This is a genomic window from Pseudomonas sp. LBUM1641 (assembly GCF_059716235.1).
Window position 1 is genome coordinate 6,802,901 of record NZ_CP166815.1, and the last position, 25,028, is coordinate 6,827,928.

The 25,028-nt window shown below is 59.5% G+C and carries 22 protein-coding genes; 9 read left to right on the top strand and 13 right to left on the bottom strand.

The genetic code is table 11. The features are described from left to right. Positions 1-121 precede the first annotated feature (121 nt). Complete coding sequence (locus ACA046_RS31455; protein WP_459024572.1) at positions 122-529, bottom strand: flagellar basal body-associated protein FliL; 408 nt, start codon at positions 527-529, stop codon at positions 122-124. A gap of 149 nt (positions 530-678) precedes the next feature. Here ACA046_RS31455 and ACA046_RS31460 point away from each other — a divergent pair, with 149 nt between their 5' ends. The 3 genes from ACA046_RS31460 to glpT all read left to right on the top strand — a co-directional run bounded on the left by ACA046_RS31460 (position 679) and on the right by glpT (position 3,970). After that, a complete protein-coding gene (locus ACA046_RS31460; protein ID WP_076013084.1) occupies positions 679-1,656 on the top strand; it encodes an NADPH:quinone oxidoreductase family protein in 978 nt (325 codons plus the stop codon). 75 nt (positions 1,657-1,731) lie between these two features. Next, positions 1,732-2,349 carry a flagellar basal body-associated protein FliL gene (locus ACA046_RS31465; RefSeq protein ID WP_497675580.1) on the top strand — a complete coding sequence of 206 codons (618 nt, stop codon included), beginning with the start codon at positions 1,732-1,734 and terminating at the stop codon, positions 2,347-2,349. A gap of 283 nt (positions 2,350-2,632) precedes the next feature. Then, positions 2,633-3,970 (top strand): glycerol-3-phosphate transporter, encoded by a 1,338-nt coding sequence (gene glpT, locus ACA046_RS31470; protein ID WP_088422139.1) that lies wholly within the window; start codon positions 2,633-2,635, stop codon positions 3,968-3,970. On the opposite strand, the gene ACA046_RS31475 is transcribed toward glpT, so the two are convergent. After that, the gene (locus ACA046_RS31475; RefSeq protein ID WP_076013086.1) at positions 3,967-4,620 is read right to left on the bottom strand and encodes a gamma-glutamylcyclotransferase; all 654 of its coding nucleotides are present in this window, start codon (positions 4,618-4,620) and stop codon (positions 3,967-3,969) included. The two genes, glpT and ACA046_RS31475, sit on opposite strands and share 4 nt — an antisense overlap. A 40-nt stretch (positions 4,621-4,660) precedes the next feature. Then, the gene (locus ACA046_RS31480; protein ID WP_497675581.1) at positions 4,661-7,054 is read right to left on the bottom strand and encodes a TonB-dependent receptor plug domain-containing protein; all 2,394 of its coding nucleotides are present in this window, start codon (positions 7,052-7,054) and stop codon (positions 4,661-4,663) included. Positions 7,055-7,383: 329 nt separating this feature from the next. On the opposite strand from ACA046_RS31480, the gene ACA046_RS31485 reads away from it, so the two are divergent. Then, positions 7,384-7,860, top strand: coding sequence for a sn-glycerol-3-phosphate transporter (locus tag ACA046_RS31485; protein ID WP_076013088.1), 477 nt, complete (start codon positions 7,384-7,386; stop codon positions 7,858-7,860). Between the two features lie 151 nt (positions 7,861-8,011). On the opposite strand, the gene ACA046_RS31490 is transcribed toward ACA046_RS31485, so the two are convergent. The 6 genes from ACA046_RS31490 to ACA046_RS31515 all read right to left on the bottom strand — a co-directional run bounded on the left by ACA046_RS31490 (position 8,012) and on the right by ACA046_RS31515 (position 15,317). Further along, on the bottom strand, positions 8,012-8,980 hold the full coding sequence (locus tag ACA046_RS31490; protein WP_177070905.1) for a CDP-6-deoxy-delta-3,4-glucoseen reductase: 969 nt from the start codon (positions 8,978-8,980) through the stop codon (positions 8,012-8,014). Then, on the bottom strand, positions 8,980-10,446 hold the full coding sequence (ubiD, locus tag ACA046_RS31495) for a 4-hydroxy-3-polyprenylbenzoate decarboxylase (protein WP_017476626.1): 1,467 nt from the start codon (positions 10,444-10,446) through the stop codon (positions 8,980-8,982). The genes ACA046_RS31490 and ubiD overlap by 1 nt, the downstream gene beginning before the upstream one ends. 89 nt (positions 10,447-10,535) lie before the next feature. Next, the gene (locus tag ACA046_RS31500) at positions 10,536-12,521 is read right to left on the bottom strand and encodes an acyltransferase family protein (RefSeq protein WP_459024581.1); all 1,986 of its coding nucleotides are present in this window, start codon (positions 12,519-12,521) and stop codon (positions 10,536-10,538) included. Positions 12,522-12,676: 155 nt separating this feature from the next. Next, on the bottom strand, positions 12,677-13,936 hold the full coding sequence (rho, locus tag ACA046_RS31505; RefSeq protein WP_008438874.1) for a transcription termination factor Rho: 1,260 nt from the start codon (positions 13,934-13,936) through the stop codon (positions 12,677-12,679). A gap of 234 nt (positions 13,937-14,170) precedes the next feature. Continuing rightward, positions 14,171-14,500 (bottom strand): thioredoxin TrxA, encoded by a 330-nt coding sequence (gene trxA / locus ACA046_RS31510; protein WP_003213989.1) that lies wholly within the window; start codon positions 14,498-14,500, stop codon positions 14,171-14,173. Positions 14,501-14,621: 121 nt separating this feature from the next. Beyond that, positions 14,622-15,317: a FadR/GntR family transcriptional regulator gene (locus ACA046_RS31515; protein ID WP_497675582.1), complete on the bottom strand. Its 696-nt coding sequence runs from the start codon at positions 15,315-15,317 to the stop codon at positions 14,622-14,624. Between the two features lie 253 nt (positions 15,318-15,570). Here ACA046_RS31515 and ACA046_RS31520 point away from each other — a divergent pair, with 253 nt between their 5' ends. Genes ACA046_RS31520 through ACA046_RS31535 form a run of 4 tightly spaced genes read left to right on the top strand, consistent with a single transcriptional unit; the run spans position 15,571 to position 18,417 of the window. Further along, a complete protein-coding gene (locus ACA046_RS31520; protein WP_459024586.1) occupies positions 15,571-16,356 on the top strand; it encodes a transporter substrate-binding domain-containing protein in 786 nt (261 codons plus the stop codon). A gap of 21 nt (positions 16,357-16,377) precedes the next feature. Then, positions 16,378-17,046, top strand: coding sequence for an amino acid ABC transporter permease (locus ACA046_RS31525; RefSeq protein ID WP_003213995.1), 669 nt, complete (start codon positions 16,378-16,380; stop codon positions 17,044-17,046). Then, positions 17,043-17,693: an amino acid ABC transporter permease gene (locus ACA046_RS31530; RefSeq protein ID WP_459024588.1), complete on the top strand. Its 651-nt coding sequence runs from the start codon at positions 17,043-17,045 to the stop codon at positions 17,691-17,693. The genes ACA046_RS31525 and ACA046_RS31530 overlap by 4 nt, the downstream gene beginning before the upstream one ends. Beyond that, positions 17,680-18,417, top strand: coding sequence for an amino acid ABC transporter ATP-binding protein (locus tag ACA046_RS31535; RefSeq protein WP_459024590.1), 738 nt, complete (start codon positions 17,680-17,682; stop codon positions 18,415-18,417). The genes ACA046_RS31530 and ACA046_RS31535 overlap by 14 nt, the downstream gene beginning before the upstream one ends. Before the next feature lie 4 nt (positions 18,418-18,421). On the opposite strand, the gene ACA046_RS31540 is transcribed toward ACA046_RS31535, so the two are convergent. The 4 genes from ACA046_RS31540 to ACA046_RS31555 form a co-directional block, all read right to left on the bottom strand. Beyond that, entirely contained in the window at positions 18,422-18,922 is a 501-nt protein-coding gene (locus ACA046_RS31540; protein WP_459024592.1) for a DUF1120 domain-containing protein, read from the bottom strand. A 16-nt stretch (positions 18,923-18,938) separates the two neighbouring features. Next, the gene (locus ACA046_RS31545; protein WP_497675583.1) at positions 18,939-21,437 is read right to left on the bottom strand and encodes a fimbria/pilus outer membrane usher protein; all 2,499 of its coding nucleotides are present in this window, start codon (positions 21,435-21,437) and stop codon (positions 18,939-18,941) included. Positions 21,438-21,443: 6 nt separating this feature from the next. After that, entirely contained in the window at positions 21,444-22,157 is a 714-nt protein-coding gene (locus ACA046_RS31550) for a fimbria/pilus chaperone family protein (RefSeq protein ID WP_497675584.1), read from the bottom strand. Positions 22,158-22,257: 100 nt separating this feature from the next. Beyond that, entirely contained in the window at positions 22,258-22,911 is a 654-nt protein-coding gene (locus ACA046_RS31555; protein WP_497675585.1) for a DUF1120 domain-containing protein, read from the bottom strand. A gap of 491 nt (positions 22,912-23,402) precedes the next feature. Between ACA046_RS31555 and ppx the strand changes: the two genes are divergently transcribed. Next, positions 23,403-24,905: an exopolyphosphatase gene (gene ppx, locus ACA046_RS31560; RefSeq protein ID WP_459024600.1), complete on the top strand. Its 1,503-nt coding sequence runs from the start codon at positions 23,403-23,405 to the stop codon at positions 24,903-24,905. The last annotated feature ends 123 nt before the right edge of the window (positions 24,906-25,028 follow it).

The window sequence follows — 25,028 nt, forward strand, 5'->3', positions numbered from 1 at the left end:
TGGACCGGGCTGGCGCTCCAGTGCGAAGCGCTCCCAAGATTTTGGGGCCGCTGCGCAGCCCAACGGGAGCAAGCTCCCTCGCCACAAGAGCGCCCTTTTACCAGACGTCAATTCAGTGGGCTTACTGGATGATCAGGTTGTTGAACAACAAATCCTCAACCTGCGGCTTGCCGGTCTCGTCGTTCATTACTTGCTGGGTCTGCTTCAGGGCTTCCTGGCGCAGTTTTTCCTTCCCATCAACGCTGCTCATGGTGTCGTTGGTTTGCTGGGTAAACAGCGCCACCAGCTGGTTGCGAATCAATGCATCGTTGGCTTTGACGGCAGCGGCCGCCTCGGGGCCGGTCACCCGCAGGGCGATATCCGCCTTGAACACCCGCAGCTTCGCGGTGCCGTCCAGGCCGTAGTTACCGACGAACGGCGGGTTCAGGCTGATATAGCTGACCTTCGGCGCGTCGCCTTCTTTGGCTTCTTCAGCCAGGGCCGCCGTCGGCAGTGTCAGGGCCAGCATCAACAGGATCCACGCTTTCACAATTCATTCCTCAATTCGGTTGCCCAGTAGCATAACGCTAGCAGCCCTGAGCACAAGCTTATGGCGACTTATCAGGCCGGGGCATGCTCGTTGACCCGTCGCCCTGCCCACCTACACTTATCGGCCAACACGCCAAAAGGAATAGTCCGATGAAAGCTGTGCTGTGCAAAGCCTTCGGCCCCGCCGAAACCCTGGTGCTGGAAGACGTCGAAAGCCCGGCGATCAAGAAGAACGAAATCCTGTTGGACGTGCATGCCGCCGGGGTCAATTTCCCGGACACCCTGATCATCGAGGGTAAATACCAGTTCAAGCCGCCCTTCCCGTTTTCGCCGGGCGGTGAAGCGGCGGGCGTGGTCAGCCAAGTCGGGGAAAACGTCAGCCACCTGAAGGTCGGTGACCGGGTGATGGCGTTGACCGGCTGGGGCAGCTTCGCCGAGCAGGTCGCCGTGCCGGGCTACAACGTGTTGCCGATCCCGCCGAGCATGGACTTCAACACCGCCGCCGCGTTCAGCATGACCTACGGCACGTCGATGCACGCACTGAAGCAGCGGGCCAACCTGCAACCTGGGGAAACCCTGCTGGTACTCGGAGCCTCCGGCGGTGTCGGCCTGGCCGCAGTGGAAATCGGCAAGGCCATGGGCGCCCGGGTGATCGCCGCGGCCAGCAGTGCCGACAAGCTGGCGGTGGCCAAGGCGGCCGGTGCCGATGAGTTGATCAATTACAGCGAAGCCAGCCTCAAGGACGAAATCAAACGCCTTACCGGCGGCAACGGTGTGGATGTGATCTACGACCCGGTGGGCGGCGACTTGTTTGACCAAGCCATTCGCGGCATCGCCTGGAATGGCCGGCTGCTGGTGGTGGGCTTTGCCAGCGGGCGCATTCCTGAGTTGCCGGTAAACCTGGCGCTGCTCAAGGGCGCGTCGGTGGTCGGGGTGTTCTGGGGGTCGTTTGCCCAGCGCCAGCCTCAGGACAATGCCGCCAACTTCCAGCAACTGTTCAACTGGTTTGCCGAAGGCAAGTTGAAGCCGCTGGTGTCCCAGGTGTACCCGCTGGAGCAAGCGGCGCAGGCAATCAATGACCTCGGCCAGCGCAAGGCCGTCGGTAAGGTCGTGGTGCAGCTACGCTGACGATTGTTTCATTTTGTCGGCGAGGTGCCTGGGCCCATGATTGGCCGAGGCACTCATTCATTGGCAGGAAAAATAATGGTCACACGGTTGCGCGCGCTGCTGCTGGGGTTGTTGATGGTGATCTCCGCTCAAGCCTTTGCCCATAAAGAGGACAAGGATGTGCGCGGGCTAAACAACGTGACCGTGCTGATCGTGCGTCATGCAGAAAAACCCGATGAAGGCCCGTTGCTAAGCCCCAAGGGCGAACAAAGGGCGGCAGCCTATGCCAGTTATTTCGACCCACTGTTGTTGAATGGAATCTCCGTGGTGCCCCAGCGGCTGATCGCTACCAGCGACAGCAAGGAAAGCTCCCGCCCTCGCCTGACCCTGACGCCGCTGGCCCAGCGCCTGCAACTCCCACTTGAAACACCCTACTCAGACGATCAAGTCGGCAAGCTGGTGAAGTCGCTACGCAAGTCCAACCAGGCCCAAACCGTGCTGATCGCGTGGCACCACGGGCATATCGACAAGTTGATCGAAGCCTTTGGCGGTGACGGCCCGGCGCTCACCGGCAGGAAGAAATGGCCGGAAAATGTGTATGACTGGCTGATCGTGTTGCGCTTCGACGAACAGGGCCAACTGGTGGAGTCACGCAGCCAGAAAGTCCAGGAACACCTGCTTCCGGGTGATATCGCAGCCGCCAACGGCATCTGAACCGAATCACTGTCTGTGGCGAGGGAGCTTGCTCCCGCTGGGTCGCGAAGCGGCACCCAAAGATGGGCCTGCTGCGCAGTCCAGCGGGAGCAAGCTCCCTCGCCACAGGTTCTTGGCATTCTCTCCTGAAAACGTCCTTCACTTGCCTCTAAGCGACATGTTCGTAAAAGAACATGCAATTGCACTCAATTCCTATGCCGGCAGATAAGAGGCGGTGCTATTTTCGGTAACGAAACTGTAACATTCGCATCCGCAGTCAAAACAAGAAATCTGGAGCTCTTGAATGTTTGCTTTCTTCCGTCCTGCCGCACATCAGGCGCCCCTGCCTGAAGAAAAAATAGACAGCACGTATCGACGCCTGCGCTGGCAGATCTTCGCCGGTATTTTCTTCGGCTACGCCGGGTACTACCTGCTGCGAAAAAACTTCTCCCTCGCCATGCCGTACCTGATTGACGAGGGTTACACCCGTGGCCAACTGGGCCTGGCGATGTCGGCGATTGCGATTGCCTACGGCCTGTCCAAGTTCCTCATGGGCCTGGTGTCCGACCGCTCCAACCCGCGCTACTTCCTGCCTTTCGGCCTGTTGGTGTCCGCCGGGGTGATGTTCATTTTCGGTTTCGCGCCTTGGGCAACGTCCAGCGTGACCATGATGTTCATTTTGCTGTTCATCAACGGCTGGGCCCAAGGCATGGGCTGGCCGCCAAGCGGGCGGACCATGGTGCACTGGTGGTCGCAGAAGGAACGCGGCGGCGTGGTTTCCGTATGGAACGTCGCGCATAACGTCGGCGGTGGCTTGATCGGCCCGCTGTTCCTGCTGGGCATGGCGTGGTTCAACGACTGGCACGCGGCGTTCTACGTCCCGGCCACCGTGGCCCTGCTGGTGGCGGCATTTGCCTTCATCACCATGCGCGACACTCCGCAATCGGTTGGCCTGCCGCCTATCGAGCAATACAAGAACGACTACCCGGAAGGCTACGACGCCAGCCACGAAGACGAATTCAGCGCCAAGGAAATCTTCGTCAAGTACGTGCTGCGCAACAAAATGCTCTGGTACATCGCCTTCGCCAACGTCTTCGTCTACCTGCTGCGCTACGGCGTACTGGACTGGGCACCGACGTACCTCAAGGAAGCCAAGCACTTCGACGTGGATAAAACCTCGTGGGCGTACTTCTTCTACGAGTGGGCGGGCATTCCGGGCACGCTGCTGTGCGGCTGGATGTCGGACAAGATCTTCCGTGGTAACCGTGGCCTGACGGGCATCGTGTTCATGGCCTTGGTGACCGTCGCGACCCTGGTTTACTGGCTCAACCCGCCGGGCAACCCGATGGTCGACATGATCGCGTTGTTCTCCATCGGCTTCCTGATCTACGGCCCGGTGATGCTGATCGGCCTGCAGGCGCTGGAGCTGGCACCGAAGAAAGCCGCCGGTACTGCGGCGGGCTTTACGGGCCTGTTCGGTTACCTGGGTGGTTCGGTGGCAGCGAGTGCGGCCATGGGCTACACCGTTGACCATTTCGGTTGGGACGGTGGTTTCGTGCTGCTGATCGGCGCGTGCCTGCTGGCGATTGCGTTCCTGATCCCCACCTTGTGGCACACCAATAGCGTCAGTACCGCACGTTAATCGTCGGAACAGCCTTTGGAACACCGCTTGAGCCGCGCCTCCAGATTCTTGTCTGGCATGGCGTGGCTACGCAGGGCGTTGACGGTCTGCTCGACATAATCGCGAGTGGTCCCGTAACGCCCGCAAGCGCTTTGCAACACGTGATTCAGCACAATGTCGGGCAAATTCCCGGCATAGCTGGGCAGGTGCCGTTCCAAAACAAATCCCAATGCCTGCACCTGGCTGCCATCTTCAAGACGGCAGGTGAGCCAGTGTGGCCGGTAGGACGGGTAAGGCATCTCGCGCTGCCACAAGGCATAAAGCGAAGCCTCCAACTGATCTTCCGGCAAGCGGTAGGCAAACCCACTGCACGAGCCACCGCGATCCAGGCCAAACACCAACCCCGGTGTTTCCGGCGTGCCCCGGTGCTCATGGGACCACAGGTACAAACCCCGGTGATAACCGTGGACCCGCGCCCGCATGCGCTGTGTCGACGAACATTCAGGCCGCCAGATCAGCGAACCATAAGCGAATAGCCAGACCGGCCCACCCTTATGCAACGCCATGGTGGCCTGCATCGAGCTCATCAACTGCTCGTGAGTGAGTTGCGGCCCCAGATCGAGCCGCGGAGGGTAAGCCAATTGCAAAAGATCAGATTCAATGGCGGTCATGGCAAATCGCTTAGGTCTCCTTTGTCGTTACGAGAAGCTGTTACCAGTTGTAAGCAACTTTACCGTAATAGAACGCGCCGCTGTAACCGTACGGCGAAAAAGTGCTATAGGCCAAATTGCCACCACTGCTGGCGTAGGCATTGAGTTTTTCCGGGTACTTGTCGGTGACGTTGTCGCCGCCAACGGTGAAGGTCCAGTTTTTCAGCTTGTAGTCGGCTGACAGGTCCAACAGCCAAGCGGCCTTGAAGCTCTGGTCGTTGGCCGGGTCGGCCTGGTAGCTGGTGAATGAACCATAGCGCACCAAATTACTGTGCAGCGCCCAATTGCCGAAGCTCAGGTCGTTACCCAGGCTCAGCTTGTGCTGGGGCGTGGTGTCGCCCAACAGGCCGATGCGTTCGCGACGATCCACCCGGACCAGGCTCGCACCCAGACTATCCAGTACAGCCGGGTTGGCTTTTACGTCGGTGACCTTGGTGTGGTTGTAGTTGTAGCCCACGGTGCTGTTCCAGCGCACACCGTTGTCCAGCTGATAGCGATAGTTGGCCACCAGGTCGACGCCATTGGTGGTGGTGTCGGTGGCGTTGGTGAAGTAACGCACGGTGGTGTAGTTAATGTTGCCGACGCCGTTGGCCTGCAGGTACGCCAGCGCAGCCGGGTTCTTGCTCAGGTCCAGGTTGGAAGACAGGCTGATGCGGTCGCTGATGTCGATACGGTAGACGTCGGCGGTCACAGTCAGGTTGTCGGTAGGCTCCAGCACCAGGCCGAGGCTGTAGTTGCGGGACTTCTCGGCTTTCAGGTCTTCAGCACCGAGCAGGCGCGCCACCTGGCTGTTGGCCGGGAACGTACCGGCTTCCTGGATGGTGTTGCCGATCAGTTGCGACGAGGTGTAGGCGAAGTTCTGCTGCGCCAGGGACGGCGCGCGGAAACCGTTGGATACACTGCCGCGCAAGGCCACTTGTGGTGTGAAGTCGTAGCGGGCCGAGAGCGAGCCGCTGACGTTGGAGCCAAAATCACTGTAGTCCTCATGACGCACGGCAGCCGAGGCGCTGAGCTTTTCGGTGAAGTTGGTTTCCAGGTCCAGGTACTGCGCCCAGTTATGTCGTGTGCTGGTGCCTGCGTCGGAATCCCGGAAGCCGCCCAGGCCCGAACTGCCGGTCTGGTAGTAGGACGCCGGGTCACCCGCCTTGATCTGGTAACCCTGGTCCAGGTATTCGCCACCAAACGCTACCGACACCGGATACGGCAACCAGCCCACGCTGAATTCCCGCGACAGGTCCAGGCTGAGTTGCTTCTGGTCATTGACCAAAGTGCCGTTGTCGAACTTGCGCGGCGTCGCCAGGCCCAGTGAAGTGTTGATGGTTTCGGTACCGAGCTGGTACTGGTTCTTGCCGTAGTTGACCGACACGTCGTAGTGCCAGTCGTAGGCCAACAGGCCGCGCAGACCGACCGCCAGGGACGTGTCTTCCACGTCGCCGCGAATCAGTGGCAAGTAGCCGTTGGGGTTGAGCGCAGGAATATTGTTGCTCGCGTTGCTGGCCCGGTAGAACGCCGCCGTCTCGCCGCGGGTCTTGCTGTAGCCGCCAAACGCGTAGAATTCGGCGGCTTCGTTGAAGGAATATTCCGAGTTGAGAAACAGCTTGCCCTGGTCCGTAGCCGGCTCGCCCTGGCGGAATACTCGCTGGCCATAGGTCGTCGAACCGACGCTGCCCGGACGCAGATCCTTGCCGGCGCGGTTGGTGTAATCGTTGTCGGCACCTTCGGCCGAGATGTTGATAAAGCCGTTATCGCCCAGCGCCACACCCGTGTTGCCGCTGAGATTGCGCTGGATACCGTCACCCTTCTTGTACTCACCGAACTTGCTGGTGATCGAGCCGCCGTGGTCGTCATGCTTGAGGATCACGTTGATCACCCCGGCAATCGCATCGGAGCCGTAACGGGCCGATGCGCCGTCACGCAGCACTTCGATATGGTCGACCGCCGACAGCGGGATCGCATTCAGATCCGCCGGTGCCGAGCCGCGGCCCACTGCGCCGCCGAGGTTGACGAAGGCACTGGTGTGGCGGCGCTTGCCGTTGACCAGCACCAACACCTGGTCCGGTGACAGGCCGCGCAGTTGCGCCGGGCGTACCAGTTCGGCGCCGTCTACCAGGCTGGGCCGTGGAAAGTTGATGGACGGAATCAGACGGGCCAACACCGCGCCCAATTCATCAGAGCCGGTGCTGCGCAAGGTGTCGCCGGAAATCACATCGATGGGCGACAGCGAAGCACTGGCAGTGCGCTCTTGGGCGCGGGTGCCGGTCACGATGACTGTGTCGAGTTTGGGTACATCGGCAGTGGCCGTTTCAGCGGCTGCCACTGGACTGAATCCCACAGCGGTCAGCAAGTTAGCCGACAAAATCGCCGTGTACAGCAGGTGCTGCTTGTTGCTCCCCATACCGCTCCCCTTGGAATCAAAAGCCAGAACGTCAGTGCTCTGAGCTCATACGATCGATCCGTGTGGCGGACGGTGGCGGTCATTTATTGGTTATTGGCAGAAATTCGGTAGTCCGTTGCCATATAGCTTAATGATATCCATGTAACAAATTAAATACCTTTAAAGAATAAGCGAATGCATAAGCCCGGGCCGCTCCGCTCATCAGGATTGGCCGCCTCAATCCCTGTAGTTTCAGCGCACGTTCAGCCTAGAGGCGCTGGGAGCCGTCAAAATACGAACTCATCACGACCCACTTAGCCGACAACCGAACCGACTATCGAGGTCGCACCATGAAATACCGACTTTCCAGCCTGCTGCTCCTGGCACAGGCCACCACCGCCCTGGCGGTGGAAGCACCCAGCCAAGACGAAAAAGGCTTCTGGTACGCCCAGACAAGTGTCTACACCCGGCACTTTGCGCCGGACAAGGACCACAACAACAATCAGGACCTGATCGGCCTGGAGCGCAATGAAGCGTCAGGCCTGGTGTATGGCGGGGCGACATTTCGCAACTCGTTCAGACAGCGGTCGTACTACGCCTACGCCGGCAAACGCTACGACATGACCGATTATCCGGTGTACTTGAAGCTCACTGGCGGCGTGATCCAGGGCTATCGCGGCAAGTACCGCGACAAGATTCCGCTGAATGGACTGGGAGTGGCGCCGGTGATCATCCCGTCCGTGGGCACTCACTACGGGCCGGTTGCCGCCGAGTTGGTGTTGCTCGGGTTTAATGCGGCGATGGTGACGACGGGCGTTCGTTTCTGATTGAGCCGCTGAAGGGCTTCTGTGGCGAGGGAGCTTGCTCCCGCTGGGTCGCGAAGCGGCCCCTGAAGTTCATGCGGTCTTTCAGATAGAACACAGCGACTGTTTTGGGGCTGCTACGCAGCCCAGCGGGAGCAAGCTCCCTCGCCACATGTTACGGACGAGGCGCGTAGGCGAATACGTCAGCACGCATCTGGTGCGCATCCATGCCAGCCTCGACCAACGCATCCAGGGTGCCATAGATCATCGCCGGTGAGCCGCTGGCGTAGACATGCACGGCCTTGAGGTCGCTGATGTCTTCGCACACAGCTTCATGCAGCAACCCGCAGCGCCCTTCCCAGCCGCACAGGTCGCTGACCACTTTGTGCAGGAACAGGTTGGGCAGTTGCAGCCACTGGTCCCAGTGCTCGATCTCGTAGAAATCTTCCGGTCGACGTACACCCCAATACAGATGCACCGGGTGCTTGAAACCACTGGCGCGACAGTGTTCGATCAGGCTGTGCATCTGGGCCATGCCTGTACCGGCGGCGATCAGCACCAGCGGCCCGTCGGGCAGTTCGGCCAGGTGAGTATCGCCAAACGGCATTTCGATGCGCGCCATCTGGTTGCGCTGCAACTGCTCCAGCAGGCTGCGGGCGCTGTCTTCCCGGGCCAGTACGTGCAATTCCAGCTCGCGCCCGGCATGGGGTGCCGAGGCCAGGGAGAACGCCGACTTCTCGCCGTTTTCCCGTTCGATCATCAGGTATTGCCCGGCGTGGTAACGCACTGCCTTGCCGGCCGGAGCCCGCAGGCGCACGCGCCACACATCACCGCCCACTTCAACGCATTCACTCAGTTGGCAAGACAATTTGCGCACCGGCAACTCTCCCGGCGCCAGCACGCCATCCCACAACACAATGCAATCTTCCAGCGGTTCGGCAATGCAGGTATAGAACTCGCCATGGTCACGCACCTCACCGGCTTGCTGCACCCGGCCTTCCACCAGCAGCGCTGCACATACGTGGCACACACCATTGCGGCACGCCTGGGGGCAATCGTAGCCCAAGCGTCGCGCGCCCTCGAGAATCCGCTCGCCAGGCGTCAGTTCAAGTACCGCACCGGAAGGCTGCAGGGTTACACGCATCAATCTATTCCTAATTCTTTCCAGAGCGCATCCACACGGGCAGTTACCGCTTCGTCCTTGACGATCACACGGCCCCATTCGCGGGTGGTTTCACCCGGCCATTTATGGGTGGCATCCAGGCCCATTTTCGAGCCGAGGCCCGATACCGGCGAGGCAAAGTCGAGGTAGTCGATCGGCGTGTTATCGATCATCACCGTGTCGCGCTTGGGGTCCATGCGCGTGGTGATGGCCCAGATCACGTCGTTCCAGTCCCGGGCGTTGATGTCGTCGTCGGTGACAATAACGAACTTGGTGTACATGAACTGTCGCAAAAACGACCACACACCCAGCATTACCCGCTTGGCGTGGCCGGGGTACGACTTCTTCATCGTCACGATGGCCATGCGGTACGAGCAGCCTTCGGGCGGCAGGTAGAAGTCGGTGATTTCCGGAAACTGCTTTTGCAGGATCGGTACAAACACTTCGTTCAACGCCACGCCGAGGATCGCCGGCTCATCCGGCGGACGGCCGGTGTAGGTGCTGTGGTAGATCGGCTTGATTCGGTGGGTGATGCGCTCGACGGTGAACACCGGGAAGCTGTCGACTTCGTTGTAGTAGCCGGTGTGGTCGCCGTACGGGCCTTCATCGGCCATCTCACCGGGGTGAATCACGCCTTCAAGGATGATTTCGGCGGTGGCCGGCACTTGCAGGTCATTACCACGGCATTTCACCAACTCGGTGCGGTTACCGCGCAACAGACCGGCGAAAGCGTACTCGGAGAGGCTGTCGGGCACTGGCGTAACGGCGCCGAGGATGGTCGCCGGGTCAGCGCCCAGGGCCACCGAAACAGGGAATGGCTTGCCGGGATGCTTTTCGCACCACTCACGGAAATCCAGCGCGCCGCCACGGTGGCTCAGCCAGCGCATGATGACCTTGTTGCGGCCAATCACTTGCTGACGGTAGATGCCGAGGTTCTGGCGGTCCTTGTTCGGGCCTTTGGTGACGGTCAGGCCCCAGGTGATCAGCGGGCCGACGTCGCCAGGCCAGCAGGTCTGCACGGGAAGCATGCCGAGGTCGACATCATCGCCTTCGATGACCACTTCCTGGCATACCGCGTCTTTTACGACCTTGGGAGCCATGGCGATGATCTTGCGGAAGATTGGCAGCTTCGACCAGGCGTCTTTCAGACCCTTGGGTGGCTCAGGCTCCTTGAGGAAGGCCAGCAGCTTGCCGATCTCGCGCAGTTCGCTGACGGACTCGGCGCCCATGCCAAACGCAACGCGGTCAGGGGTGCCGAACAGGTTGCCGAGCACCGGAATATCAAAGCCCACCGGGTTTTCGAACAGCAGCGCCGGGCCCTTGTTACGCAAGGTGCGGTCGCAAATCTCAGTCATCTCCAGGACCGGGGAAATCGGCACCTGGATACGTTTCAACTCTCCGCGCTGCTCAAGTTGCTGCACGAAATCCCGAAGATCCTTGAATTTCATTAACCATGCCACCCGTAAAATAGGCGTACATCCTACCTGCTCTTACGGTCGCTGGCAGCTTATTGAGCAGCATTGCCGACGACACAGACTCAAAGAGCCGAAGCCTGGGTTTCATTGCGCAAGGCTTTGAACAACGGTTCAAGGAACGCCTCGACATACCGCGAGCCGACCGCCGAGAGGTGATTGTCGTCGGTGTACAGCGACTGACCGTCCAGTTCCACGCGACACCAGTCATTCGCACTGCATAGCTTAGGCGCCGGATCCATTACCTTCACCCCGGGGTCAGCCGCCGCGATGCGCTCGAATACGCTGCTGATATAGGCCTGGCGCTGGAGGTGATCAGCCAGGGGCATGCCTTCTTTGTCGGTGGGACGGCCAAGCATCGCCAGGCGACTGAGGCGGTAAGGCGGATTGAATTCCTGCAGGGGGACTTCCTTGACCAGCCACACCCGATGGCCGCTGGCGCGCAATTGCTGCACAAGGGCGCCCAAACTTTCAGCGAAGCGCCGCTCGGCGAAGGCCCGGTCATAGGTTCCGGTCGCCGGGTCCAGCAACGAAGCCTCGGTGTCACCATCGCGCTGCCCATAGACATACAGGCTCCAGCGCGCCACCAGCACCACGTCGCTAAAGGTTTCCTTGCCGAGCAGTTGCGTGACCTGCTGGTTAAAGGTCAAGCAGCCCGGAACGCTTTCCTTGCGATTAAACGGCAGGCAACCGGCATAACCTGCCTGGGTGACGCTGACACCGTACTTGCTCGCGCCGTCTCGCAACGCCGGAACCAGCGCCGTGGCATGGCTATCGCCCCATACCAACGCGCGTGTCGGCGCAGACTGAGGTCCGAAATGACAAAATCCATGATGGCGATTTTTACCCCCGTCCACCAGGCAGGCCATGAGGTCCGGGCTCCACTCGCGCGCCTGGGCAAATTGAAGCGCCTCGGGCGACAGGCGCCAAGGCAACCCCTTTGTCCAGACCAGGCCTTTGCCGAGCAGCCCCACCGCCAGCAGCGCGATACCCGCCACCACCAGGATTTGCTTGCGCCCTGCCAACAACCGACGCTCACGGAACGGCGCCTCGACGAATCGCCAGGATCCGTAACCCAGCACCAGGCTCAACACAAACAGCGCACCAAGCTCCCATGGCCCCAGGCCATCGACACTGGCGTACTTGCCGAACACGTAGACCGGCCAATGCCACAGGTACCAAGAGTAGGAGATCAGGCCGATCCCCACCAGCAATCGGCTACCCAGCAGCTTGCTCGCCAGGGTGGCTTGCTGGCCGTTGGCCCAAATCAGGCAGACCACGCCCACCACCGGCAACAGCGCTGCGGCGCCGGGAAACGGCGTGCTTGGGTCATAGGCGAAGACCGCCAGCAGGATCAGGCCAAGACCGGCAAGGCTGACGACCTGCGCCAATGCCGGGCTCGCGCGGTACTGGCGTACAGGCATAACCGCCAGCATTGCGCCCGCCAACAGTTCCCAGGCACGCATCTGCAGCAGGAAAAAGGCCCTTTCCGGAGCGTGGGCCACCGCCCACGTACTCATCCCGAACGACACCAGCAACAACACAAACAGCGCCGCACGCCAGTGTTTGAGCCGGCTCGACAGCACTGTCAGCAACAGAGGAAAAAGAATGTAGAACTGCTCTTCAACCGACAATGACCAGGTATGCAGCAACGGCTTGATGTCGGAGGCCACATCAAAGTAGCCGTCCTGGCGCATGAAAAACAGGTTGGAGATAAACACCACTTGGTTGTGAATCGAGCGCCCCAACTCGCTGTAATCCTTGGGCGCCAGCAAAAACCAGCCCACCACCAGCGTGCCGAGCATCATCACAAACAGTGCCGGCAGGATACGCCGCGCTCGCCGGGCCCAGAAGCCGACAAAACTGAAGCGTCCGGCCTCACGCTCACGCCAGATGATCGAGGTGATCAAGTAACCGGAGATCACGAAAAATACATCAACACCGACAAAGCCGCCGGTGAAGCCCGGTACACCAAAATGAAACAGTACAACAGCGAGAACGGCTATGGCACGCAGGCCGTCAATATCCCTGCGATAAGCGAGAATGGTCATAAATCTTGTTGTTTGCCTGATCAGATTGACAGCGAGTGTAGTCACACCCACGATTTTGTTTCTAAACAGACACACACTAAGGCCAAACCTCCCTTTCCAGAAACAAAAAAAATGGCGCCCCATGGGGCGCCATCCTTTTTGACCGAAGCGTCGTGTTACTTGCGCTTCATCGACAGGAAGAACTCGTCGTTGGTCTTGGTGGTTTTCAGCTTGTCGATCAGGAACTCGATGGCAGCCACTTCATCCATCGGGTGCAGCAGCTTGCGCAGGATCCACATACGCTGCAGTTCGTCGTCGGCGGTCAGCAACTCTTCACGGCGTGTGCCGGAGCGGTTGATGTTGATGGCCGGGAACACACGCTTTTCAGCGATACGGCGGTCCAAAGGCAGTTCCATGTTGCCGGTACCTTTAAACTCTTCGTAGATCACTTCATCCATCTTCGAGCCGGTTTCAACCAGCGCGGTGGCGATGATGGTCAGCGAGCCGCCTTCTTCGATGTTCCGCGCAGCGCCGAAGAAACGTTTCGGTTTCTCCAGGGCGTGGGCATCGACACCACCGGTGAGCACTTTGCCGGAGCTCGGGATCACGGTGTTGTAGGCACGGGCCAGACGGGTGATGGAGTCGAGCAGAATCACCACGTCTTTCTTGTGTTCGACCAGGCGCTTGGCCTTCTCGATCACCATTTCGGCAACCTGCACGTGGCGGGTTGGCGGCTCATCGAACGTCGAGGCAACCACTTCGCCGCGCACGGTGCGCTGCATTTCGGTTACTTCTTCCGGACGCTCATCGATCAGCAACACGATCAGATGAACTTCAGGATTGTTACGGGCGATGTTCGCTGCGATGTTCTGCAGCATGATGGTCTTACCGGCTTTCGGCGGGGCCACGATCAGGCCGCGCTGGCCTTTGCCGATCGGGGCGCACAGGTCGATGACACGACCGGTCAGGTCTTCGGTGGAACCGTTACCGGCTTCCATCTTCATGCGCACGGTCGGGAACAGCGGGGTCAGGTTCTCGAAGAGAATCTTGTTTTTCGCGTTCTCGGGACGATCGTAGTTGATCGTGTCGACCTTGAGCAGGGCGAAATAACGCTCGCCTTCCTTTGGAGGGCGGATCTTGCCAACGATGGTGTCACCGGTGCGCAAGTTGAAGCGACGGATCTGGCTCGGCGAGACGTAGATATCGTCTGGGCCGGCGAGATAGGAAGCGTCTGCAGAGCGGAGGAAGCCGAAGCCGTCCTGGAGAATCTCCAGCACGCCATCACCGGAGATTTCCTCGCCGCTTTTCGCGTGCTTTTTGAGCAGGGAGAAAATCACGTCCTGCTTGCGCGAACGGGCCATATTTTCTATGCCCATCTGTTCGGCCAATTCGAGCAGTTCGGTAATCGGCTTTTGCTTGAGTTCAGTCAGATTCATATAGGAATGACGTAATCATTTATGGAGGGGGGGAAATTAAGCTTTTGGCTTAATGAGGCCGCGCCGCAGAGAAGGCGACAGGATCGCGTACTAATCGAAAAGGAGAGCGTCGGCGACGGCTTGCAGGGGGCAGTGGAGAAACCAGTGCGGGGCCGAATGTACCACCTGAATTTCAGAGCGTCTAGCCCTGTCTCACGAAAAAGCCCCGCAATTTGCGGGGCCTTTTGAGGACGCTTAGATGTTGGCGTCGAGGAAAGCTTGCAGCTGGGACTTCGACAGCGCGCCGACCTTGGTGGCCTCGACATTGCCGTTCTTGAACAGCATCAGGGTTGGGATACCACGCACGCCGTGCTTGGCCGGGGTTTCCTGGTTGTCGTCGATGTTCAGCTTGGCAATGGTCAACTTGCCTTCGTAAGTGGTGGCAATGTCGTCCAGGACCGGAGCGATCATTTTGCAAGGACCGCACCACTCAGCCCAGTAGTCAACCAGCACCGGGCCCTGGGCCTTCAGTACTTCGGCCTCAAAGGTCGCGTCGGTGACGTGCTTGATAAGATCGTTGCTCATGGATGTCTCCGGGTTGTAAGCAAAAAAAACGTTGCCCATCATAGCCGCCCTTCCCGCGTTCAGGAAGCCGCAGCTGATTGACTCTTGCTATGGTGGTGCATGAGTTTGGGTATAGCCCAATTCATGGGGTCACGGGAGTCATGAACGCAATGCCGGTGCGCAGCGCTGCGTTACGTACGTGTTCCTGCATGCTTTTCTGGGCCGCCCCGCTGGCGCGCCGGGCCAGCGCACGGAGGATCTTGCGGTGCTCCTGCCAGGTCTCCATGGCCCGCTCCGGCCGGATGAACGGTAGCTTCTGACTCTCCAGAAACACCTCGGCGCTGGCACTGAGAATATTCACCATCGCCTGATTGCCGCTGGCCAGCAGGATGCGCTGGTGGAATTCGAAGTCCAGCCGGGCCGCGGCTTCAAAGTCGCCGGCCTTGAGCTCCTTGCGCATCGCCTCGACATTGTCTTCCAGGCTATCCAGCTCATCGGTGGTCAGCGTCACCGCCGCCAGCCCCGCGGCAAAGCCTTCCAGGGCGTAGCGCAATTGGAAGATATCCAGCGGCGTTGCCTGCGCCGTAAACGGCCAGGCCAAACCCGGAAGCTCCTCGGCCGCTTGCACAAACACGCCCTTTCCCGGCTGCACACTCACCACGCCTAACGCACTGAGGGACGACAAGGCTTCGCGCAACGAGGCCCGGCTCACACCCAATTGCAGCGCCAGATCGCGCTGGGAGGGCAATGCATCGCCCGGCCCGAAGCCTTCGTCAGCGATCAACTTGCGGATGGCCTGTAGCGCCACTTCCGGTACGGCTTGGGCGATGGAATTCATAAAAACTCGAGTTTTTGTCAACTGAGCGACTAGTTGTAAAGCTATTCGCAGCGCCCGGCAAGCCACGCCCCAAAGGAGCTCGCGGGGTTTTGAAGGCGCTCGAAAAGGGTGCAGAAAACGCGGTAACTGTTCAGACCAGTAAGACCGCCAGAACTCAACAGTTACCGGCCTTCCAGCGAATTAAGACAGTGCTGGCATGGGCTGTGCACTGGCAAAACTCAGAAAATCCTTTCGTCCCTTTCGGAGAGTTGCCATGACCAAGCGTTGCAGCGCCCTGCTCACTGCCCTGTTTGCCAGCCTGATGCTGAGCCAGCCGCCCGCCCAGGCCAACGGTCTGGACGATATCGTCGCCCGTGGCACCCTCAAGGTGGCCGTGCCTCAGGATTTCCCGCCGTTCGGCTCGGTCGGCCCGGACATGAAGCCTCGCGGGCTGGATATCGACACCGCAAAACTGCTGGCCGACCAGCTCAAGGTCAAGCTTGAACTGACCCCGGTCAACAGCACCAACCGCATCCCGTTCCTCACCACCGGCAAGGTCGACCTGGTAATTTCCAGCCTCGGCAAGAACGCCGAGCGCGAAAAGGTCATCGACTTCTCCAAGGCCTACGCGCCGTTCTACCTCGCCGTATTCGGCCCGCCAGATGCGCCGATCAGCACCGTTGACGACCTCAAGGGCAAGACCATCAGCGTGACCCGCGGCGCCATCGAAGACATCGAGCTGACCGCCGTCGCGCCTAAAGAGGCAACGATCAAGCGCTTTGAAGACAACAATTCGACCATCGCCGCCTACCTCGCCGGCCAGGTGGACCTGATCGCCAGCGGCAACGTGGTGATGGTGGCCATCAGCGAGCGCAACCCCAAGCGCGTACCGGCACTGAAAGTGAAGCTCAAGGACTCGCCAGTCTATGTGGGCGTAAACAAGAACGAGCCGGCGCTGCTGGACAAGGTCAACCAGATCCTGGTCGCGGCCAAAGCCGACGGCAGCCTGGAAAAGAACGCAATGCAGTGGCTTAAAGAGCCGCTGCCGGCTGATCTCTGATCGCGGTAACGAGGGTTAGCTATGGCCTATCAATTCGACTTTGTGCCGGTTCTGGCCAATACCGATCTGTTGCTGCGCGGCGCGCTGTTCACCCTCGAGCTGACCGCCATCGGTGCAGTACTGGGCGTGGCGCTGGGAATCGTCGGCGCCGTGGTGCGGGCGTGGAAGATCCAGCCGTTCAGCTGGATCTTCGGGGTGTACGTCGAGTTGATCCGCAACACGCCATTCCTGGTGCAGTTGTTTTTCATCTTCTTCGGCCTGCCGTCCCTTGGTTTGAAAATCACCGAATGGCAGGCGGCGGTGCTGGCGATGGTGATCAACCTGGGGGCGTACTCCACGGAGATCATCCGCGCCGGGATCCAGGCGATCCCGCGCGGGCAACTGGAAGCGGCGGCCGCGCTGGCGATGACGCGTTTCGAGGCGTTCCGCCATGTGGTGTTGCTGCCCGCGCTGGGCAAGGTCTGGCCGGCCCTGAGCAGCCAAATCATCATCGTGATGCTCGGTTCCGCGGTCTGTTCTCAGATCGCCACCGAAGAGCTGAGCTTCGCCGCCAACTTTATCCAGTCACGCAACTTCCGTGCTTTTGAAACCTATGCACTGACCACCTTGGTCTACCTGTGCATGGCGCTGATGATCCGCCAATTGCTGAACTGGATCGGCCGGCGCTATGTCATGAGGAACGCCCGATGAGTGATTTTTCGTTCTGGGACATCGTGCGCAACCTGCTCACCGGCTTGCAGTGGACGCTGTTGCTGTCGCTGGTGGCGTTTATCGGCGGCGGCGTGATCGGCTTGTTGGTGATGACCCTGCGTATCAGCAGCAAAGCCTTCCCGCGCAACGTTGCACGCACCTACATCGAACTGTTCCAGGGCACGCCGCTGTTGATGCAGTTGTTCCTGGTGTTCTTCGGCATCGCCTTGCTCGGCGTGGACATTTCGCCCTGGCTGGCGGCAGCGATTGCCTTGACCCTGTTCACCAGCGCCTACCTGGCCGAGATCTGGCGTGGCTGTGTCGACTCCATCGCCCACGGGCAATGGGAAGCGTCCGCGAGCCTGGCCCTCAAACCGCTTGAACAACTGCGCTACGTGATCCTGCCCCAAGCCCTGCGCATTGCCGTGGCGCCGACCGTGGGCTTCTCGGTGCAAGTGGTCAAAGGCACCGCCGTGACCTCGATCATCGGCTTCACCGAGCTGACCAAGACCGGCGGCATGCTCGCCAACGCGACCTTCGAACCCTTCATGGTCTATGGCCTGGTGGCGCTCGGTTACTTCCTGCTCTGCTACCCCTTGTCCCTCAGTGCGCGCTACCTGGAAAGGAGACTGCATGCCTCTGCTTAGAATTTCCGCCCTGCATAAGTATTACGGCGATCACCATGTACTCAAGGGCATCGACTTAAGTGTCGAAGAAGGCCAGGTGGTGGCGATCATTGGTCGAAGCGGCTCGGGCAAATCCACCTTGTTGCGCACCCTCAATGGCCTGGAGTCGATCAACGATGGAGTGATTGAAGTCGACGGCGAATACCTCGACGCCGCCCGCGCCGACCTGCGCAGCTTGCGGCAAAAGGTCGGCATGGTGTTCCAGCAGTTCAACCTGTTCCCGCACCTGACGGTGGGTGAAAACGTCATGCTTGCGCCACAAGTGGTGCAGAAAGTGCCGAAAGCCAAGGCCGCGCAACTGGCGCGGCAGATGCTGGAGCGGGTCGGGCTGGGAGAGAAGTTCGACGCCTTCCCCGATCGTTTGTCCGGCGGCCAACAGCAGCGGGTAGCTATCGCCCGGGCGCTGGCCATGTCACCCAAGGTGTTGCTGTGTGATGAAATCACCTCGGCCCTGGACCCGGAACTGGTCAACGAAGTACTCAGCGTGGTGCGCCAATTGGCCAAGGATGGCATGACACTGATCATGGTCACACACGAGATGCGTTTTGCCCGGGAAGTGGGGGACAAGCTGGTGTTCATGCACCAGGGCAAGGTGCATGAAGTGGGTGACCCGAAAACCCTGTTTGCCAACCCGCAGACCGCCGAACTGGCCAACTTTATCGGCTCGACAGAGACACCCGACTGAGCCGTCAGCCAGCTGGCACCAGCTCAAAACGCCCACCGCCCTCCAGCACGGTTTTGTCGCGCACGGCGGTGGTCGTGTCGAAGAGATAAGTGTCGACCTGCACCTGAGCCGAAAACACGCGACCCACGACGGGCAGTCCGGCTGCCAGCACCACCATGGTCTGGTCCGGCAGCAGTTGGCCGCTTCGCTCGGCCCGATTATGCATCGGGGCCAACTCCGCGGGCCTGCCGTCCAGCACCGCCTGCTGAAGGCTAAGGTTGAAATACCCCTGCTCGCCAAACTTGAAGCCTTGGCCCACAGCGGGTACGCCTCGAAAACGCAGGGCGATGAGCGTGTCCTGCGGGCACACCACATTCAAATGCACCGTGCGCTTACCAAAAAGTACGCCTTGCGCAGCAGCCTGCCCACCATGGCGCAAGGCGCCAAGATCAACCTCTTGCCGGCTCAACGACAGACGACATTCTGCGGCATAGGCCTCGCCCGCCATCAACAGGCAGGACAGCACGCCTGCAGCGCCTACCTTAACGGCAGGTCGCTGAGGCGGTTTCGTAGGGTCGCTCATCATAAGATTGCTCCGCCAGGTCGAGTTGAAGTGTGCACAAAGCCCCGCTTGGCGATGACACCGTGAGGGTTTGCGCGCTATCGATATTGCTCAGGAAAATCATGCCGTCTGCGACTACGTTGGTCAGGAATGCATTACCTGCGCCCAACACCGATGCACCCTGGGGCAGAGGCTCGCCAGCTGTATCAGTGGCCCTCAGTAGCACGCGTCGAACTTTAACCACCTCGAAGTCGACCTTGCTGAATGAACCTCGCCCGGCCTCCAGCACTTTCGTACCGTTCTTGATATCCACCTGCCGCGGCAAGGACTTGCCTTCTATTTCAAGCTGGCTGACTTGATAGGCGGGCAGCCCGGGAAGCACCGCCATGCCCCAGCGATCAGTCCACACAGGCCCTTGGGGAGTGCTGATACGAGCCCCGGTAATATCCCCGGCCGAGGCAACGCCGAACGTATCCTCGACCCGATACGGCGTAAAGGTCACGCCCCGGTCATGGGCAACCACGGCGCCCTGCAATTGCCCGCTGTAGCGTGTACTGGAGCCGTCCCGATCAATGCCCGCACCGACCTGGGTATAACGCGACAACGTATTAACCCAGCCGCCCACGGCCTGCTCATGATCGCCCCTTAAGTCTCTCTCGCCACGAAGCTCATAGTTCAGGGTCTCATCCACACGTTCGTTATACGTGGTACCAATACTGGATCGACGACCTTGGTGTCGTGCAACAGAGCTGAGGGACCGCTCGCGGCCCAGCGGCACGGTGAGCTGCAAGCGAACCCCGACGCCTTCCTTATCGCTCCGGGCAGCACCCGACGTACCCACCTGCGAGTCCACCGTCACACCCACGTTCGCGTACCTGAAGTCCTTGCTCCATGAGCCGTAGACGTTTTGGGTGGTCCTGCTATTGAAATGAGCCGCCCGGGAATAGCCCAACGAAAACTCGCCAAACTCCCGTGCAGCCCAACTGAAGCCCGCGGTGTACTGACTTTTAAACCGCGCTTCCCGGGCCTCGCCAGCGGCAGTGCGCACGGTATCGAGTACCTCACGATAGCCTGGGGTTTGAGTAGTGGCGCTCAGCGAAACCTGTACGTTGCCAGGCAACGTGCTTCCCACGGAAACGCTATTGCGCGCGCCCTGGATCTTTTTCTTACGGTCCCGCGCAAGGTTGTTGCGCAGCCCCAGGGAAAAACGTTCGCCAAAGCCGGTGTCCAGCGCAAAGCCCACCGAATTGTAGTTATCGGTGCCCTGCACCCCGGAGCTGAAGGCGCTGCTCTTGCCAAATGCCCAGGTTCCGCTGGCCATTCCGAGCACAGGCTCTTTGGCGCCACTGCGGTCCACATCACGCACCTTGCCCAGCCCAGCCGTATAACCCGCCCTGACCGGTACCGCCGCGCGAAAAGACGCAGCCGGTACCACGAAGCTACGTTGTGCCCCTCGTGTATCGATGACGCTGACCTGAAGGTCACTTGTGCCATTGAGCAAAGGTAAATTGCTCAATGAAAAGGGGCCTTCGGGCACCACCGTGGTGTAAATCAGGGCGCCTGATTGACGCACTTCAACCCGTGATTGGCTGACGGCTACACCCTCGACCACCACGCCACCGCTGCTCGAACTGCTCGCGATCCCGTCGGGAAACAACTGCGCGCCCAACAGTTGCACACCGCCAAATACCGGGCTGATGCCGGATATCTGCCCCACTTGGAACGTAGAAGCCAATGGCACTAAATCACGTTGCGCATAGGCAAACAGATGCTCGGTAGTGGAGCGCCCATCGCTGGAGACGTACAGCTGGCGACTACGTGCAATCCAGTCTCCGAAGTTGAACCCTGCTTCTGTCGAAGCGGAGAAATAACGGCTGGTGTCCTCCCGCGAATGGCTATTACTGCCCTGCAGGTCATAGTTGAGCATCCCTGCGGTACCGCCCCGGGAGTAGTGGCCAGACCCGCGTTGCAGTTCGCGCAACGCCTGGGTAGGCACTACCAGGAATACTTCCTCGCTTCCCGGGCGTAACGTTGCGACCGTATTGGGATACTCAGAGAGAAAGTCATGGCAAGCCTGGTCAACCGCTGCGTCTTTGTTCAGTACCCGGGAAGGCACTTGCAAGCCCGCTCGGTCGAGCAAACCACGGGTGAAACACAAATCGCCTTCATGATTGAAACGCACATCCGCCAGCCCGACCCGGTCACCATTCACCGTCAGCCCGACAACGCGCACGCCTTCGGTGAAACGCGCAGCGCTACGGAAATAACGAGCGACGCCGGGGTCAATGCCGCGAGCCTGTAAGGTCGCCAGGTCGAACCCCAGCAACTGGGTGCCGGGCTGGGCAGCGTAAGCCTGCTCAGCCATCCCCGACAGGATCGCCACACACACCAGGCCATTACGCCTGAATCGCTCATCGTCACGCTTGGTTTTAGATAGCTTTTTACTGACTGCGCTGGGAACTCTTTTGACTTTTCTCATGACCGGTCAAGGCGCATTGGCTAGGAGTAATGCGTCGTAGCTGTCGACGGTAAATCCATAGATGGTGGCCGGCTCGAGGGTCACTGAAGTGGCGTCCGGTAAGGCCTTCTTCAGGTCAACCCTCAACACTTCGCCCGGCAAGATATAGGCGCGAGGAAGGATGGCTTGAATTTTTTGCGGATTGACCTTCACTTCAGTGCCCAGTCGGACCACATACGGACTGTCGTTGCGCACGATCAGAGTGCTGGCCTGCAGTTGCCAGGTCAGTAGCTCCCAGGGTGCTTCATTTCGAGGCAAGCCTTTGGGGTGCAGGATCAGGGGCAAATTCTGCCGAAGGCTGATACCGATGGTCGCACCCGAACCGGGTCGCGTCTGAGGAACGCCCTCGAAAGACACGCGCTTCAAACGCTGTGTCTTGAGCGGCTCCTTGCCAATTGCCAGGAACCTCACCATCTGCTGCTCTCCTGCATCGACTCGTGCAACAGGCGGCGTTATAAGCACCAACGGCTCAAGGTCCTCAGGAATATCTTCGATCGTCGAATGAAGTAAGGCGGGGCCTCCATCGGTATTAGATACGTTGATGCTGACTTCACCCTCCGACTCGTTCAGCACAATAACGGTTGTTTCAGGACGCATACCATCTGCCCATACATCAGCAGCAAACACCATTTTCAAACAAATATACAAAGGCGCAAGAACTTTGAATCTCAACTTAGTCATTGACCAACCTTCCCATTACCTCAAGATTACAAACCAGTCGACGCAAGCTTTGGCAAGCAACTACCAGCCCCAACCTGCATCGACTCAATTCAAATGATTCTTAGAGGTAACGCAGTTCCAGGGTCGCCTGACCATCAAGAGTGATTTGACTCGTCATATCAAGTTCAGAGGTTTTATTGATAACTGCCTGAATTTCCAGATTCCCGGCCAGTGTATTCAGTTGGATTGGCGTATTGGTGCCAGTGTGCCATGCGGCAATATTCGCGCCTTGCCCCAAAGCCGCCCCGCCCTGCACCCAACTCGTACCATTATTGCTACTGGTAAGAACGTTTACCGCCCGGCCATCAGCGACAGAATTACGCAGATGCACAACGTAACCGCCTATTTTTTGCGCTCTTGCGGTCGTGCCCAAGCCGTAGTTATAGGTATCGGTGTAAGGCGCACCGAACTGACTGACCATCAGGTTCGAGATACGGCTGCTGGCACGGTTATCCACGGCCTTGATTCCGACCTTGGTCTTTACATTGCTACCGCACCTGATTGCATACGGTGTGGTCTTGGTGGCCAACTTGGTATAGTTAGTGGGGCTCAAGGTACTCGGATTGATAGCCCCGTAATCAATAACAGAGTTAGTAATTGTGAAACTGCAGCTGCTGGGCGCGATGGTGCCCTTGACACGAAGATCGGCGGCTTGCGCGCTCAGACCTGCAACAGCTACAAACATGCCTACCAATACAGCAACATTTTTCTTCATAAGATATTTACCCTTCAATGAGATATGGCTAATTACAGATGGCCAGAAACGATCACTGCCCCTCATCCACGCGGGTAAGTTCATGTTGCACGACGTTCTGACCCATAAATAAATACCGCCACGGCACAAACGCCGAATCGAAGTATCGGCATATCAATTCCACAATAAAGCCGGAAAAAATTGCAATCCTCGTATGAACCATCAGCTCTATCGCCTTGAAGTTTCCGGCGCCGTTGTGCGAGCGAGCACAAAATCGGTCAGGATGAATATAAAACCGTGTAGGAACTATCAACTACCCCAGTAAGTGCTGGCTTTCACAAACTTGGATTACATTAACTATTAACTTAGTAATACAAGGTGAACGATCATTTCCTACAACGGCAGCTCGCCCATCCCATAGCCATGCTGGAAAAATTACTCTGGCACTTCGCGTTGGCGCCAGCGGTTGATCGTGGCACGATGTCGAGGTTATCGACCGAGACCCCTTAACCATGCCGCAATCCCAAGCCAAGAATCTGTCCCTGATCGCCGCCATCGACCTGGGCTCCAACAGCTTTCACATGGTCGTGGCCAAGGCCCAGAACGGCGAAATCCGCATCCTTGAGCGGCTCGGCGAGAAAGTGCAACTGGCTGCCGGGATCGACGATGAGCGTCAGCTCAATGAAGAATCCATGCAGCGCGGGCTCGATTGCCTGAAGCGCTTTGCCCAACTGATCAACGGCATGCCCCCGGGCGCCGTGCGGATCGTCGGCACCAACGCCCTGCGCGAAGCCCGCAACCGCGGCGAATTCATCCGCCGTGCCGAGGACATACTCGGCCACCCCGTAGAAGTCATCTCCGGCCGTGAGGAAGCGCGCCTCATCTACCTCGGCGTGTCCCACACCCTGGCCGACACACCGGGCAAGCGCCTGGTGGCCGACATCGGCGGGGGCAGTACCGAGTTCATCATTGGCCAGCGTTTCGAACCGTTGCTGCGCGAAAGCCTGCAGATGGGCTGCGTCAGCTACACCCAGCGCTATTTCAAGGATGGCAAGATCACCCCGGCCCGCTACGCCCAGGCTTATACGGCGGCGCGGCTGGAGATCATGAGCATCGAGCACGCCCTGCACCGCCTGACCTGGGATGAGGCCATCGGCTCGTCCGGTACCATTCGCGCCATCGGTCTGGCGCTCAAGGCCGGCGGCCACGGCACTGGCGAGGTCAATGCCGAAGGCCTGGCCTGGCTCAAGCGCAAGCTGTTCAAGCTGGGGGATGCCGAGAAGATCGATTTTGACGGCATCAAGCCTGACCGCCGCACGATTTTCCCCGCGGGCCTGGCGATTCTCGAAGCTATTTTCGACGCCCTCGAACTGCAACGCATGGACCACTGCGACGGCGCCCTGCGTGAAGGCGTGCTGTACGACCTGCTGGGCCGCCATCATCACGAGGACGTCCGTGAACGCACCCTCAGCTCGTTGATGGAGCGTTACCACGTCGACCTGGAACAAGCGGCGCGGGTTGAGCGCAAAGCGCTGCACGCGTTTGACCAGGTGGCCGAGGACTGGGACCTGGAAGACGGCGTCTGGCGTGAACTGCTGGGCTGGGCAGCCAAGGTCCATGAAGTGGGGCTGGACATCGCCCACTACCATTACCACAAGCACGGCGCCTACCTGATCGAACACTCGGACCTGGCGGGTTTCTCTCGGGAAGACCAGCAGATGCTCGCGTTGCTGGTACGCGGCCACCGCCGCAATATCCCCCGGGACAAGTTTGCCGAATTCGGCGCCGACGGCATCAAGCTGATTCGCCTGTGTGCGCTGCTGCGCTTCGCGATCCTGTTCCACCACATCCGTGGTACCCAGGAAATGCCGCAGGTGGTGCTGCGCGCCAATGCCGACAGCCTGGACGTGGTATTCCCGAAGAACTGGCTGGATGAAAACCAGCTGACCCAGGCGGATTTCGCCCAGGAAGCCGAATGGCTGACGCGGGTTGGGTTGACGCTGAACGTGCGCTAAACGATCTATATAACGCCACAAAACAAATGTGGGAGCGGGCTTGCTCGCGAAGGCGGAGTGTCAGTCAACAGATTCATCGACTGATCCACCGCTTTCGCGAGCAAGCCCGCTCCCACATTTTTG